Source organism: Photobacterium ganghwense (assembly GCF_003025595.1).
GTDB lineage: Bacteria > Pseudomonadota > Gammaproteobacteria > Enterobacterales > Vibrionaceae > Photobacterium > Photobacterium ganghwense.
The window spans coordinates 134,021-148,367 of record NZ_PYMI01000008.1; the positions used below are offsets into that span (position 1 = coordinate 134,021).

Consider the following 14,347-nt stretch of genomic DNA (forward strand, 5'->3'; position numbering starts at 1 on the left):
CCGAGGCAGACCCTCTAGATAATGAGACAGAGCAGCCCCCTCTTGGTAAACGATGTTCGCGTAATCTCTCTTGCTGAGATCGAACGGCGAGTAGAGGATCTGCAAATGCAAATCGTCACTGCAACTCGCGCTCAAATCCACACTAGGGATTATGTTGTGCTGCATGGTTGATAAACTCCAACAACCTTGTTTCTCCAAACAGGACTCAGCAGACGGTCTACAACAACCATCCCTGAGCCTTGCCACGTGTGAATGAATTGCATCTTTGGCAGCAACATGGCGGTATGGCAGTCCTCACCCGCCACCCTCAGCAGCAATGTGCTGTAAGGAACGAGCGCGTAGGTATTGCTGTCTGTCGGATCGCAGCTTTTGATGGTCGGGTATCCGGCTTTACTCAGCACCGGTTCCCAGCTCTGTTTCCAAACGGCGGCAGAACTTGCCATTTGCCGTGGCGTTTCGGGCGTTTTGTAATTGGGAGCCTCAACCCCCATTCGTCGATAAAGCTCCATCAGCAGCCCGTAACAGTCGTAATAACCGTTTTCGCCTCTCGCACCTCTCAGATAGGGCTTTGTTAGCAAATCGCCAAAATACAACTCAGTCACCGCTTACTAATCCTTTAGCTAAAAATAGACGGAAAACCGCCAAAATTCGCCGAGTTACCCTTGGCTATACAGCCATTTCGGCCATTCAGGCTGTAGTCACAAGTCTGCGCTGAGCCTTTATAGCCGCAGCGTTCATCTTTGAAAAACCAAGAGCAGTATTCTCGGTAGGCAATGCGTCTTGGATACCGAACTCGCAGGTAATCAGGCATTTCCAACTTAAAGGAAATGTCTCCGCCCTTAACGCTCGTATCTGAAATGGATAGAACTTCCGTAAACTCCGGCTCTCTATCGAGTGTCATTGTATTCACAATGTCGATCTGAACCTCAGAGCCAGCCGCCCCTCTTGATGACTCGATAAGGCGCTGGATTTGTCCCGTAGAGTCATGCCCGGTGATGGAAGCAGTTGTCATTTCTCCCTCTGACTGCTGAAACTCAAAGTCGAAGTTCGCGGCCAAGTAGGTATTGCCCTTATATTCAATATCCTCAATCCATCGAGCAATGTAGATTGAGGTCAGCTCTCCGTTAACATCCATCCGAACAGTAAAAAGAGGCACGAATGCCTCTTTTGATGCAAGTTTGGATTTGTCGATAACGGATGCAACATTTAGGTGTCGCATCTATCTCTAAACCTCAGTCAGTTTAATCAGGACATCCCAAAGGTGAACACCACCAATGCCCTTGTAACTGAACAGTAATTTATCAGCAAAGCGAACCAAATGTAAGTCACCGCTTACTGGATTTTTGTAGAAAAATGGCTCTACGCCGCCCATGCGAGCCTCATAGAACTTAACCAGCTCTTTCCTGTTTGTCTCAGATAAGTCGGTAAAGCCGGTCTCAAATGACTTACGTGCCTTTCGTGTATGACGGGGGCGCGTGAAGACATACCCATTATCCGAATCTACCCGAATGGCTTGGTCTTCAAGCTCAACCTTATGCTTGCTTGAATCCTCCCCCGTAGACGTTGAGATTCGCCCGAAATTAGGCATTAACGCATAGCTTCTCATTAGCTAAGTGCTCCCTTCATACCGTCCCTGAATGAACCAGGCTTATTCACGGCTTCCAACACAACATCAAGAATCATCTTCTTGCCATCAAAACGGCGGCCGGTTTCACGGGCGCTCATCTGCTCTCCTGACTGGTTAATCAGATTGAACTCTACGGCTCCACCCATTGAGGCGGTTGCTGGTGCTGAGCGCGTCATAGAGGCTTGCCGAGGCATTGCCGTAACCATCTGAGGTGCAATACTGCGGCCAGCCATTGCCAAGTTACCCCCGACTGAAGCAATCGCACCGCCAGCCATTGAGCCAACAGATGAAGCCGCCACATCCGAAGCCGCTTGCACACCCGCCGTAGCCCCGCCGCCTTGCAGCGATGTGAACCAGTTGCTAATCCCGTCTGTCAGCGGTGAAATCACCGTTTTCATCAGGGCAATGCGCAGGATTTGCTGAATAACCTTTTCCGCAAAGTTGCGCCACTGATCTTCGCCGGTCATCATGAAGGAGGTTGTTGCATCTACAATTCCTTCAAGAGCACCTGCCATGACGTTTTCAAGCTGCTCGCCAAAGTCCTGATACTGAACCGCCAGCTTCGCAAAAGCCCCTTCGGTTAGCTTTTGGCGCTCATGAGAGGCTGCCGCAGCAATCCGAGTTTTCTCGCCCTGATAAGCCTCCCAACTCAATTTGTCATCGAGATAGAGCTTGTCTAGCGCTTGGTTCTCGGCAACAACGATTTCGTCAAAGGCAGCCAGACGAGCGCTACGGGATGCCTCGTTCTTATAGTCGCCACGCTTTTTCAGGCGATTGTCGATGTTATTCAGGAAAGGCGTGATATTGTCAGAAAGAACAATCTGGTCTTGAATGGCCTGCTTGTTCGCTTCCATGTATTGAAGCATTGTCTTGGCATTATCAACCTGCTCTTTCGGAATCAAGCCGCCATTCGGACTATTCGCCAAGGCCAGAATCTCTTCATACTTCTGTTTGGTAAGGTCAAACTGAGTATTGAACTCGTCCAGCTTTGTCGGTCCCTGCACGTCCATGTCTGAACGCATCCAAGAATCGGCAGATTTCGACAGCTTTCCAGCTTTCTCCGCAGTCGCCTGTCGTCTCTCAAGGTTATCCATCGCACGGGCTACGCCTCGGATATCTTGAGCCAGCTTCTCAAACGCCGGTTCCTTGGCAATCTCGCCAAGCTCTTCCCTAAACTGCTGGATTCGTTCCAGTGCCGCACCCAAGAAAGCACCGCTACCGGTTTCGCGTCCGTCCATTCGGGCAAACTGCACCTGTAGGGTTTTCAGGTAGGTCTTCATCTTGCCGGTCGTCTTATCAAGCGCTGCACGTCCAGAGTCAGACAAGATCTTGCCAACTTCACCGGAGTAACGCTTATCCACATCGGCCAGTGACTTCATCAGCCCCTCATACTGAGACTGATATTGGTTCATCTGCTCAATGCGCTTCTCGATCTCCGCTCTTTCCTTGGCTGTAACGTCAGGGTTTGACAGATAGCTCAGTCGTTCTGAGCTGGCGTCGATTTCCCTTTGCAGCAGTGCCATTTCTTTCTGCACTACACCACGAGCTAGACTGCGCTGTTCAGCTCGGTTTTTGGCAAGCGCCGCCTCTTTCTCAGACACAAGCATTTTCGAGTTAATGATTTCCTCGTAGGCTTTCGCCAGCTTGTCTGATTCTTGGTTGTAGGTTGTTCGAACGGCCTCCATTTCCTCGGCAATTTTGGCTCGCTCCTGCGCCAGCTCTTTTGAAATGGAAGACTCGTAAACGTAAGATGCAGACTTATCCAGCGCCTCTTGAAGCTCTTTCTGAGCCAGCTTAATGCGCTCAAGCTCTTCATCGGTGGCTTCCTTGGATAGCGCGCCCAGCCTCTCAAGACGTGCCTCTACGTCCTTGATGGTAGATTCGTTGGCCTGCTTCGGATCGGCTTTCAACTCCGCCGCCCACTCAATCGATCGATCAGCCAATGTAGACTTATCCCAAATGCCGTAAAGCGCAGACAATGCCTCATAGGCCATCCAAACTGCGGTAGCCAACGCAGCAAAATGAGGTTGAACAGCCGCAATGCCCGTTCTCAGGGTTGTAAACAGAGCACGAACGCCAACCATGCCCTTGCGGAAATTACCGAATACCGCAGTCACACGCTTGCCGACAGAACTTAGCTTCTCCATCACCTTCGTCAAAGCGCCACCATCGGCGGATACCTTGTTGAAGTTTTTGAACTTGTCTGCAAACGACTCTACGCCCTTGCCTGCCTTCGACAGCACACTCAGTAGCTTCACAAATGGCGCAACAAGCAGTTTGCCGATACCAAGAATCAGCTTACCGCCAATCAAATAGCCGATTGTCGTCGCGACAGCCGAGATTGCGTCACGGTTCTCATACATGACCTTCATCAGCTCGGTCATCTTCACGACCATCTGAGCAAGCCAAGTGCCGAACTCCTGCGCCCACTCCCTGAATGCTTTGGTTTCCAGAGCGGCATTAAGCTCTAAAACGGAATGCGTTACGGCGTCATAGTAGGAAGGTAGGTTGCCCTCTTTGTCTCCGGAACCTTCACCAATCTCGCGCCCCAACAGCTTCAAGTTTGCGGCCAGCTTCGACATTTGACCTGAATAGGTCTTCATCATCTTCTCAGCCGAACCACCAAAGGCCAGTTCAAACTCAGCAAGAAGACCTTTAATTGCAGGCAATGCCGCAACGGTGCCGGTTTCGATTTGCTTAACCAACTGACCGACTGACACACCCATTGAGCGAGCCATCAGCTTCATTGCCGCCGGAACCGATTCACCCAATTGCTGACGCAACTCTTCCATCGAGATTACGCCTTTACCCGCCATTTGCTGGATAGCCACGGCTGCACGTTCAAGCTCCAGGTCAGAACCACCAAACGCCGCAACACCGTCAACAAGCGCTTTAAGAGAGCCGTTTGTTGGGTCGATTCCGCCGGATTTGAACTTAACGAATGAGTTTCGAAGGGCATCAATTTTGAATGGCGCTGATTTTGTCATTTCGAGAACGTAATTAACGTCCCGAACCGACTCTTTGACAACATCACCAGTGGTAGCCAGACCGCGCATTGTCAGTGTCAGACGTTCAATATCATCGGTTGCCCGTAAGATCGCGTCCTGCCACGTCCAAAATACATGCTGCAAAGAGGACATTGCCCCTTCAAGCATTCCCAGAACCATCACACCTTCAAATGCACTTCGACCGACGCCATTGAAGCGACGTTCTAATTTGGCTAAGGCAGATGAGGTTCGGTTGACTGGTGCTTCCACCTTGACCATAGCATCAACTAGCTGCTGCATCTTAACGTCGATGCCGGACAAGGTGTGGTTAGTCTTTTTTGCGGTAGCGTCTAGCTTTTTAAGACGGTCTTTCAGATTTTTGAAAGCCTGTTGAGCACCGCGATCACTCGCGGTGAACTCGAAGTGTAGATTATCGCTCACTTATCGCATTCCCTAGCAGTGATTTCAGCCTATCAATGGCATCTGCATCAGGCTCGGCATCCTCTAATGAGCGTTTAATCTCAATTGGACTGGATAACTGCTCGGTAAGAGATTCCGCGAAGTCCTTGAGGTGTTCTTCACTGGTTTGCGAAGCCCGCAGAAGCCTTAGTTGGCTGATGTCCATTTCCGCTCTGTGGCGGTCTACGTTCCGGCTCATCATCCAAAAGGTTCGAATGGGAAGAGCCAGCACTTCGCTATAGGAAAGGTTGTAGTGATGAATCAGGCGGGAAAAGTAGAAACCCAAGTCAATCGCCACAACCTCACCGCTCTCATTCCGAGTTATTCCTTTCCCTCGGATTGAGATTCGGCACCCTCTTGATTTTCAGCTTCCGCATCCTCGGAAACGAAATTCACTAGGGCAATGATCTGTTCGAAAGTCATGCTTTCCAGTTTTTCGCGGGTGATTGTCGGCACCACAGACAAGACAACTTGAATGTAGGTATCAAGCTGTTCTTGCATCGTTGCATTCTTCTTCTGCATCAGCTTTTGCATCGCCACAAATGCACCGAATGAAAGCGGGTTTACTTTATGCTTCACGCCGCCCAGCAGGACTTCTTTTGTTGCAGGGGCGATTTCGTCTAGATTCAACAGCTTTGTCATTCTCTCGTCTCCAAAAATAGGGGCATTTCAGCCCCTAGTAAGTCATAGGTGACTTATTTATCAGTTTTAGCAGTAGACTGTTTGACTAGCGCCTCTGCGGCACTGCCGCCAACAGTCATTAGATGGCCGGTTGAGTCTGGATAGGCAGTAAACTCAAGCTCGAATACACGCTCTTCGTTGTGCTTGTAGGCAAAGCTCATAGAGCCAGCCGTAGCAGCGCGAGGAATCGTTACCGAGTAGTCGTCTTTGTTGCGCGGAGTCAGCACAAGCGCCTGCGCCAGCTTCACTAGGTCAATACCCTCGCCAACCTTAACGGTCAGTGTCTTCTGACCCGAATCAATCGTTGAGCCAGGCATTACCGCAGTGATCTTCGCAATGTCCGTTTCCACCATCGGCACTTTGACCTTGATGTTACGACCCATGATGCGCTCGGAAACGGTAGTCTCACCGAACTGGTCAACCTTCACTTCGTGAGTGTCAGTTGTAACCTCAACCTCTACACCACCTTTGGTTAGACCAAGTGAAACATCACCGAATGTCACATCACATGCGCCCAATTTGATGTTTTCAACTCCTGATGACATAGCAATTCCCTTTGTTAGAGTTTCACGCATGAAAATTCCATTACCATCACGAACTCATACCGCCCTATTTCGTCCTGACGGTGCGGTTCAGGATAGGTAATGGGTCTGACGTAGTTAAAATGCACATTCCCCGAGGTGACGTTCTCCGCACCTGCATACTCGAAAATCTGCTCGACTAAGCTCACGCCGTCAGCTATCGAGTCGGAATGCACCACAAGCCTCAGAACATCCTTGTAATAGCCTTTTAGCTCATGGTCGATTTTGAAGCCGCCGTATGGTACTGCGAGCAAAATGCCTGACACCACATCGGACGGCATTTCATAGGCAAAAAGTGTTTCTCCAATTACACCTACGCCAATGTAATCGAGGTAATGCGCATAGCTTTCCAAAATCATCGCCAGCGTCCCTTCAACCCTGCTTTGCTCAGGTCATTTCGTAGCTTGTCCATCCAGTGACGGCGTAACCACTCCCGAGAACGACCTACATAGCCAGAGCCAATTTTGAACTGAGAGGCTGACTGCTTTTCGATAGAGCGAATGCCAAGTTTGTATCCGCCCTTGTTCATCGCCGGTGCGTATTTATCGACAGGTCGCTGAGTTTTGCTGTTAACAGCTCCCTCTCTAACCCCAATTCGCATGATCAGACCGTCCTTAGTCTTCTCAACCGCCCCTTCAATGGACTCTTCCAATGAACCTGTATCCCTTGGAACCATCGCAGCCATCATTCGTGCGCCATCTTCGGCAACCTTTCTCGCCGTCTGTAACGTCACTCGCTTAAAACCGTTCTCAGCGTTGGTAAGCCTCTGCCGCGCTTTGCTGGCGGAAAATGTCAAACCCAAGGCTCTAGCTCCGCAGCAATGTGCCCCGCTCTCCCTCGCAAACCCAGCATGACTTCCAGTGAAACAATCCGGAGTCTACGGCCCCGAAAGTCCACACGGTCGTCTAGCTCAATTTCCGTATCTTCGGGGAACAGAAGTCGAACATCGTGTTTTTGCTGTAACCCTCTTCCGTAGGACGTTTCCGTAAGCGTTCCCTTGGTTGAGGAAGTCGAGCGAATGTCACGAATGACCAGCACTTCACAGTCAAAGGCAGGTTCATGGTTTTGCTCGCCATAAAGCCCACGCATCCGGACTTCCGTTTTTTTAAAAACAGTGACCGTGGCCTTCATCGTTAACCTCGCCCAATTCGATATGAGCGAGTTGTGTATTTGCCCAGCACTCGAAAGGCTCTTGCGCCCACGATTTCCTGAGCAGGTCGCCCTTGCTGATAAGTCAGCGAGGTTTCCCCTACACGCTCTGAAACAAGACCGCTGCGCCTCGCCAAGTCAATGGGATCACCACCAAGCACATCGTCAGCCTCATAAATCACTGCAACGGCAATGTCTTCAAGGAAACGGGCTGGCAGATCCATGTATTCACCTGCGCTTAGCCTGGTTAGGTCAATGCCTTTGTCGAACGATGGAAAGTCGGCAAAACAACCTGAGCGCTCATACACAACCGCTGGATTAAATCGCATGGCGGAAATCCGGCGTGACGCCTCAATAATGGCTTTGCGCTTCTCACCTTGGCTTGCGCCAAGAAACTTGCTCACGTTCGGCACATCCAGCAGGTGAAGTTCTGCTTCGGCTACCGTAATCAGTGTCTCTTGAGGGACAAAAAGATCTGCACTGGCAATAATTGCATACCGGCGTTCCTGCTGAGCAACATCGCCATCATCGTTCTCCATCGTTAGGTGAATGATGCGCAGCGCCTTACGCTGAAAGCCGTCGAGTCTATTTAGTTCGTCATCAATGACGATTTCCACAAACTCATCGTCGCTGTAGACATCAATCGGCAGTTCGTCGGTCAACAACATGCCGTGATGATCCTGAACGCGGTATGACGCAGTGATTTTCCCGTCAAGGTTTGGAGCATCAAACCGAATCGTTACACTGCTGCCTGCGATATGAGTTGCCAGTTCAGACATTTCATGCCTCCTGAGCGGCAAGAATTTCTTCGATCAGCTCTTCGATAGAGCGAGCTTTGATACCGAAGGTCTCTCCAACCTTACGAAGCCCTGCAATACCAGACTTGTCCGCAATTGCCTCTAGCTCATCGCGTGTAAACGTTGGTAGTGCCTGTTTAGGCTGCTCAACCTTGGCTTTCTTGCCAATGCGCTTCTCAACCGGTTCGGCTGACTGAATTACCTTCTTCGCCTGATCGGCGTCAGTGGTGTTGTATCCACGCCACATCGTCTCGGCAGGATTCGGGTTTTGCCCCTCGTCAGTCTCAACTTCCATGATTGCGCCGAGGGTTTGAGCGTCACGATAAGGGATCGGCTCAACAGTCTTGCCGTTCTCAAAATAGGCACCAACCATAACGCCGGTGAAGTTTGAGAATGTCTCTGACTTGATGATCACATGCACTTTCTTATTTTGCATATCTACCCTCTTTGTAAATACGGGCGGCTCTTTCGAACCGCCCTGACAACTTCAAATCAACACAGATAAGTCACGAGTGACTTATCTAGCAATTAAAATTTTACGTTGTCGATACGAGCGATAGCGTAGTCGTGCTTGTTAGCCAGACCGCAATACCACTTAACGCGGGTGCGAACCGCATCTTTGTTTTGAACTGTGCCGATAGACTCAACAACGATACCAGCGTTGTCCCCGCCATACAGGCCAGTTACACCGTTTTCTTCGCTCAGGTGAAGAGCGTAGATTGGTGCTTTCTTAGTGCCCTCGCCGTCAGTAACAGGCAGGAAGTCGTTCACGATGATTGGCACACCGTTGTGGGTCAGCATAACTTTGCCGAACTGTGGCAGCATCACTTCTGATGGTTGCAGACCGCCTACTGTGCGCAGCAGTTGCAGGTAAGCGCGTTTGTGTTCAGAACGCATCATGATTGCGTCACAGCCCAGCGCGTTAACCGCATCAACCACTTCATCCAGCATTGACCAGTTCATTGCAGCGCCAGCCGCGTCGATGATCTGATCGCTTGCAGTCAAACGGCCAAGGCCATCGAAAGACTTGCTGTTAGAGGTTTCGTCACCAAGAACCAGAGCGCGCTTGAACGAACGAGCCAGACCTTTAACTTTCAGGCGAACTTGGGTCGCAAGCTGATCGCTAGTGTCAGACATAGTAGTTTGAATGAACTTGTCTACATCCACGTCACCCGCGATGATGCGTAGCTTCGCAACATGCTCGGAGAACTTAGCCGCGCCTTCTGGAACAGCGTCGTTTGGATCTAGGAAAGATGCTTCGCTTAGCTCTTTTTCGCGGTTGTAAAGGTAGGCTTTAGAGTTCACTTTCATGAACGGCAGAACAGCGAATAGCTCTTCACGATCGATGATCGTTTCAATGATTCCCTGCTCAAGTTCGTTGTTTGATAGCTTTTTAGCTTCGTCGATTAATAGAGGCATTATCTATTCCTTTAGACAATCAAAGGGAGGCTCCTTGCCTCACCCAACTACTTCATCAATTTGGCTAGACCCGAAGAGAGCTTTTGCTCAATGGTTTTTGCCTGCGATTCCTGACCAGGCTTAATACCGAAATCAGTCATCGAATTTGCCCCTGCCTTTTGGCTAGAGCGAAGAATATGATCGGCGTCTGTATCGGCTGCGATGATTCGGCTAATTGCATCCTCGAAGCCAACAGGTTCGCCCTGTGCGTCAACAAGAGGTGCGCGATCTGCGCAACCGGCTGGCTTGTTGTAGCCAATCACCTGCCCCTGCTCGTTAACTTCGAAATGACTGCCGTAAAGCACTCGTGCCTTCGTCGCTGGAAGAACGGTTTTCTCGCGCAGGAATGAAGAATTGCTAAACGACTGACCGACTGTTAGCTCGATGATTTGCTTATGTAGCGCTGCCTTTTCGTTATTGGCCTGCTCTACTTGGCCGCGAAGCCCTTGTAGTTCGGTTTCATGCTGCTCAACCATTTGCGATTTCAGAGCATCCCACTGGCCTTTCTCTTCAAGGCGGCGAGTCTCTTCTTCTTGCTCACGGGCTAAGCGCTCTTGTTCAACCGCAAGAAGTTGTTGCACTTTCTCAGGCGTTACGTCACCGAATGCCTTCAACTTCTCTTTCTTCTTCATTGCATCTTTCAACAGGGAAGCGTTCTCTTGTTCCAGTGTTGCTAGACGCGCTTTCATAGAATCAACATCTTCAACATCTTGCTGACCTTGTTGGTCTTGTTGACTCTGCTCTTCTTGGCCTTTGTCGGCTACACCAGCACCACCAGCTTCCTCGCCGTTGGTTGCTTCACTCATGTAACCGCCTTGCGCCATCAGCTTTCGTAGGTAAAACGGCATATCAAAAATCCCTTTTTCGTTGATTACTCGGTCTCTTGAGCATCAGTAGGTTCAGTCTCTCGAACCATTTGCGCTCGAGTATAAGTAAGCACTGACTTATTATCAATATCCATTTTAGAATTTTTAGGCGGAAAATCAGCTAATTCGGCAAAAATTTCAGCCTCTTTGTCCTTCGGCAGACGAGGGAATACTTTTTTCAGCACCATTGCCATTTGCTCACGACGAGCAGCATCAGGCGCTTCAAGGTTTTTCATCTGCTCTGCAACGGCAAATTCATCGGCTAGGCCACGAATATCAAAGCTCTCCGGATAGCTCACATAGTCCACCATTTGAGAGTCACCTGACTTCCCGTGCCAGCGCTCAACGATAGCCGCCAGACGATGCTCTGCCTGCTCCAATGTGCTTGCCTTGTTTACCAGCAGGGAGTTGACGCGCTGGAAATCAAAGGCTTTCGCTACGCCGGATGAGTTATCAATACCAACGGCGTTATCTTGCTTGGTTCGTTCTCCGGCCACACCGATAGAGTGATAGATCTCGTTAATGATCTTCGAGATAGTGTCGATAATGATTTGTGCCTGCTTAGGATCTGGTGACATGAAGAACGGCTTCGCCCCACCCTCACCGTTGAACGTGAATACCCGCTTGGTTCCCATATCCAAAACCTTTTGCAGATCATCATCACCTGGCAATAGCCCTTGGACCGGAATCGCAAGTTGCGAATAGGTTTGGTCTTGGATAATCGCGTCCAAGTTGGACAGGTAGTTCGCAACCGAGCGATCAAGATAAGCCACGTCATCAATCAGCCCCGTCGCTGCATACTTGTTTTCCGATGAGTGGAAGCAATCGACTGGAAACACTGGAACAACGTTCAAATCGTGCGTCCCTGCACTCTCCAAGCCCAGTTTGACTTTCGCCCCTTTGTGCTTTTGTGGAAACTCGCGGAACAGATACCAGCCCTGCTTTGTCCACAGACGATAACGTAGGAACGTTTTGCCGGTTGATTCGAATGGATCGGCATCATCACGACCGGTTTCTGCAATCAGACACCATGACAGATCGCCATTCTCGTCGTAGGCAAAATCAAGCATCTGCATTGGCGTAACGATATAGGCGTAAACGCGGCTATCTGAGTTCTTCTCATCTGCCAGCGTTACAATGTCACTTGACTTGGTCGAGTCCACTACGACCCAAATACGACCGAATACAGACGATGAGATATCAACGGTTCGCATAAAATCGTCAATATCCAGCTTGTCGCGGGTCGCACACTCCCAAAAGCGCTTAACCTCTTCGCTGGCGTCCTCGGCACGAGTAACCGTTTCCTTGAAGATATACTTATGAACAAGGTTCACGACCTCTCGGGTGTGGTTGAACCGGTAGGCACGATCAATACGTTCCTTGTATTCCGCGTCGCCCTCTTTGTAGTAGCGGAAAATATTCTTCTTGAACCACTCACGACCGCCTTTGTAGGTGGACTCCAAAAACTGCCAGTGCTCAAGCATCGCCTCATAAAGTGGATGGCGACGACTAACCAGCTCCATGATTTTCTTGTCTGAAATTTCCATTTTTCTTACTAATGCTAAGTCATAGGTGACTTATCTTGAAACGCCAATAATAGAGTGTTTCTTCACAGGGAAACGACGGTGAATTGGATAGCCCAAAGCATCCGTGATGTGCTCTACCCCTGCCGCCTTGTCGATATCGCGAGTGCCAGGCTTATAAAGCACTTGCTCAAACGACTCGATGGTTGTCCGGCAGCTCGGGTCAACATACAGTCGAACCGCGCCGTTTGCTGCGCGAAGCAGTCGGTTGACGGCATTCACACGGTCTGCAATCGCAGGGTGCTTTTTGGGATGGTCAATTCGCACGAACCCCTTTTCCCTGAAAATATCCAAGTCCGACTCACCGCGAGCATGTTGTCGGTGTGCGCCTGCAGGGTCGGGATAAACCGTAATCTGCTGCTTCCAGCGCCAAAACTTACGCTCCAATTCGTCACAAGCCTCTTCGGTGTTGGACGAATGCAGAACGATTTCATCAACAACCCAAATTTCCCCATTTGGCTGAGGCTGTAAGACCACTGCACTCATCGGGTCGATGTTGAAGTCCTGTCCCACCCAGATTGGTAATTTAGGATTGAACGGGCATGGTTTAACGTGGGTTTCACGCTCAAACGGGTAATAAACCCGACCGGACATCGTCGTGAACGACGCCTCGTATTCCTGCATGAATGACTTCGGATCTAGGTCAGCTCTCGCCGCCTCGATTTCGTCCTCTGGAACGAATGGGGACATTGCCGTTGTGTATTGCCAGCTTTCCCATTGGCCGCGACGAACCATTTCCGGATCTTGACCCATTTTCCAAAGGTCATAGAACGCTGAGAAACCTTTAGGTGTCCCGATGATCAATGCACCACCGCGTGTGGACGATAGCGTTGGGCGAATTACCTTAGTCCACGTCTCAGGCTTCATATCCTGAAACTCATCAAGAACGACGAAGTGCAAGGCCACACCACGGAGCGTATCGGGCTTATCCGCCCCCTTTAACGCAATCTCTGATCCGTTCTTTAGGATCATGGTCATGGTTGTGTCGTTGGTCTTTAGCACATACCGGTCATTGATGGTCTGCTTTAGCTCATCCCACAGGATTTGCCTTGCCATCTGATAGGTCGGTGCGATATACCAAACCCGCTGTCTCCGCGCCTTCATCGCATACTTGGTGATCAGCGAGATGGACAGCATCGACTTGCCCCAACGACGACCGGCGCAAACCACCTTGAAACGGGCGCGAGATTTGAAGACCTTCATCTGCCCCGCATGAAGCTGAATGATATTGCCGACTGAAATACCCATTAGGTAACAGCCTCCGACTCAGCCTCCTCTCGCTCAAGCTCTTCCCGCTCTGACGCAATTTCCTCGGCAAGTTCTGCTTCCAGCTCATCCAGGTCAACAATGTCTTCGGCATCGCCAGTTTGGGCCTTGCGAAGCTCAAGCACCTGTTCTTGAGTCAGCTCGGCGAACATCAGCTCAGGCAATTCGTCGTCGCGAACGTCTCTGTCATCCATGCGAAGTGCCTTGTGGGAAACCTCATAGCACTTGGCTAAGGCAGCCGACGCTCGTTGCAGTGCCTTAATTGATTCTTCGGCTGAACCTATGCCTCCGTGCGATCTTGCACCTTCGGCAACTTCCTTCATCACAAGCGCGCCAAGGTTGTAAGCCCACTTGTCGTATGACTCCTGACGAGAGGCGATCAAGTTTGCCCGTTCCACGGACTTGTCGATCATTTTCTCTTTCACAGCCTCTCTGACAGCATCCGCAGTGGCAGCGCTACCCTTCTCTACCCCACGAGCCTTAAATCGTCTTGAAAGCGTTTCTGGACGCATCCCCGACTTCTCTGACAGCGCCGCAAGCGTGTATTCGCCCGAAGCCCACATAACCTCAAGCTCAATCCATTCCGACGGCGTTAAAATCCTTTTCTTCTCCACCATAAGTAACCCATTACTTACCAAACGAGGCGATATTATCAGCAAGGCGCGGTATTGTTAAGATTATGAGTAAGCCGCAGCTTATTATTTTTAATAATATAAATATTATGGAAGCGCGGTTTTTGAAGAGATTTATGTGAAAGGTAAGGTTCTAACGAACCTTACTTTCACGAAGAGTTTTCAATTCCGCAGGTAGTTTGAAGAGAAGTCGCGGAGTCTTAATCTTGATTGGAAGCTGGGTTCGCAAGAACCTTGCTTCCAATATATATAATATATTTT

General features: G+C 50.1%; 17 protein-coding genes. All 17 read right to left on the reverse strand.

Going from position 1 to position 14,347, the window contains the following annotated elements; translation table 11 throughout:
* Positions 1-149: 149 nt before the first annotated feature.
* The 17 genes from C9I92_RS21905 to C9I92_RS21985 all read right to left on the reverse strand — a co-directional run bounded on the left by C9I92_RS21905 (position 150) and on the right by C9I92_RS21985 (position 14,071).
* The gene (locus C9I92_RS21905) at positions 150-602 is read right to left on the reverse strand and encodes an NlpC/P60 family protein (protein ID WP_107193923.1); all 453 of its coding nucleotides are present in this window, start codon (positions 600-602) and stop codon (positions 150-152) included.
* A gap of 14 nt (positions 603-616) precedes the next feature.
* A complete protein-coding gene (locus C9I92_RS21910) occupies positions 617-1,219 on the reverse strand; it encodes a phage minor tail protein L (protein WP_047884350.1) in 603 nt (200 codons plus the stop codon).
* A 6-nt stretch (positions 1,220-1,225) separates the two neighbouring features.
* On the reverse strand, positions 1,226-1,606 hold the full coding sequence (locus C9I92_RS21915) for a hypothetical protein (RefSeq protein ID WP_047884351.1): 381 nt from the start codon (positions 1,604-1,606) through the stop codon (positions 1,226-1,228).
* Entirely contained in the window at positions 1,606-5,055 is a 3,450-nt protein-coding gene (locus tag C9I92_RS21920) for a tape measure protein (RefSeq protein ID WP_047884352.1), read from the reverse strand. Before C9I92_RS21920 ends, C9I92_RS21915 begins: the two co-directional genes overlap by 1 nt.
* Complete coding sequence (locus tag C9I92_RS21925) at positions 5,045-5,371, reverse strand: hypothetical protein (RefSeq protein ID WP_047884353.1); 327 nt, start codon at positions 5,369-5,371, stop codon at positions 5,045-5,047. Before C9I92_RS21925 ends, C9I92_RS21920 begins: the two co-directional genes overlap by 11 nt.
* Positions 5,372-5,394: 23 nt before the next feature.
* Positions 5,395-5,715, reverse strand: a complete 321-nt coding sequence (locus C9I92_RS21930; protein ID WP_047884354.1) for a hypothetical protein — start codon at positions 5,713-5,715, stop codon at positions 5,395-5,397.
* Between the two features lie 53 nt (positions 5,716-5,768).
* Positions 5,769-6,299: a hypothetical protein gene (locus C9I92_RS21935; RefSeq protein WP_047884355.1), complete on the reverse strand. Its 531-nt coding sequence runs from the start codon at positions 6,297-6,299 to the stop codon at positions 5,769-5,771.
* Between the two features lie 14 nt (positions 6,300-6,313).
* Positions 6,314-6,694, reverse strand: a complete 381-nt coding sequence (locus C9I92_RS21940; protein ID WP_053061754.1) for a minor capsid protein — start codon at positions 6,692-6,694, stop codon at positions 6,314-6,316.
* The gene (locus C9I92_RS21945; protein ID WP_169776013.1) at positions 6,691-7,068 is read right to left on the reverse strand and encodes an HK97 gp10 family phage protein; all 378 of its coding nucleotides are present in this window, start codon (positions 7,066-7,068) and stop codon (positions 6,691-6,693) included. The genes C9I92_RS21940 and C9I92_RS21945 overlap by 4 nt, the downstream gene beginning before the upstream one ends.
* A 59-nt stretch (positions 7,069-7,127) precedes the next feature.
* The gene (locus C9I92_RS21950; RefSeq protein WP_146149716.1) at positions 7,128-7,424 is read right to left on the reverse strand and encodes a hypothetical protein; all 297 of its coding nucleotides are present in this window, start codon (positions 7,422-7,424) and stop codon (positions 7,128-7,130) included.
* 44 nt (positions 7,425-7,468) lie between these two features.
* Positions 7,469-8,263 (reverse strand): hypothetical protein, encoded by a 795-nt coding sequence (locus C9I92_RS21955; protein WP_047884358.1) that lies wholly within the window; start codon positions 8,261-8,263, stop codon positions 7,469-7,471.
* Between the two features lies 1 nt (position 8,264).
* The gene (locus C9I92_RS21960) at positions 8,265-8,717 is read right to left on the reverse strand and encodes a hypothetical protein (RefSeq protein WP_047884359.1); all 453 of its coding nucleotides are present in this window, start codon (positions 8,715-8,717) and stop codon (positions 8,265-8,267) included.
* A 92-nt stretch (positions 8,718-8,809) separates the two neighbouring features.
* Positions 8,810-9,700 carry a major capsid protein gene (locus C9I92_RS21965; RefSeq protein ID WP_047884360.1) on the reverse strand — a complete coding sequence of 297 codons (891 nt, stop codon included), beginning with the start codon at positions 9,698-9,700 and terminating at the stop codon, positions 8,810-8,812.
* Positions 9,701-9,747: 47 nt separating this feature from the next.
* Positions 9,748-10,545: a DUF6651 domain-containing protein gene (locus C9I92_RS21970; protein ID WP_146149717.1), complete on the reverse strand. Its 798-nt coding sequence runs from the start codon at positions 10,543-10,545 to the stop codon at positions 9,748-9,750.
* Between the two features lie 65 nt (positions 10,546-10,610).
* Positions 10,611-12,152, reverse strand: coding sequence for a phage portal protein (locus tag C9I92_RS21975; protein WP_047884362.1), 1,542 nt, complete (start codon positions 12,150-12,152; stop codon positions 10,611-10,613).
* A gap of 30 nt (positions 12,153-12,182) precedes the next feature.
* Entirely contained in the window at positions 12,183-13,436 is a 1,254-nt protein-coding gene (locus tag C9I92_RS21980; protein ID WP_047884363.1) for a terminase large subunit domain-containing protein, read from the reverse strand.
* Positions 13,436-14,071 carry a hypothetical protein gene (locus C9I92_RS21985; RefSeq protein ID WP_047884364.1) on the reverse strand — a complete coding sequence of 212 codons (636 nt, stop codon included), beginning with the start codon at positions 14,069-14,071 and terminating at the stop codon, positions 13,436-13,438. The genes C9I92_RS21980 and C9I92_RS21985 overlap by 1 nt, the downstream gene beginning before the upstream one ends.
* Between the last annotated feature and the right edge of the window lie 276 nt (positions 14,072-14,347).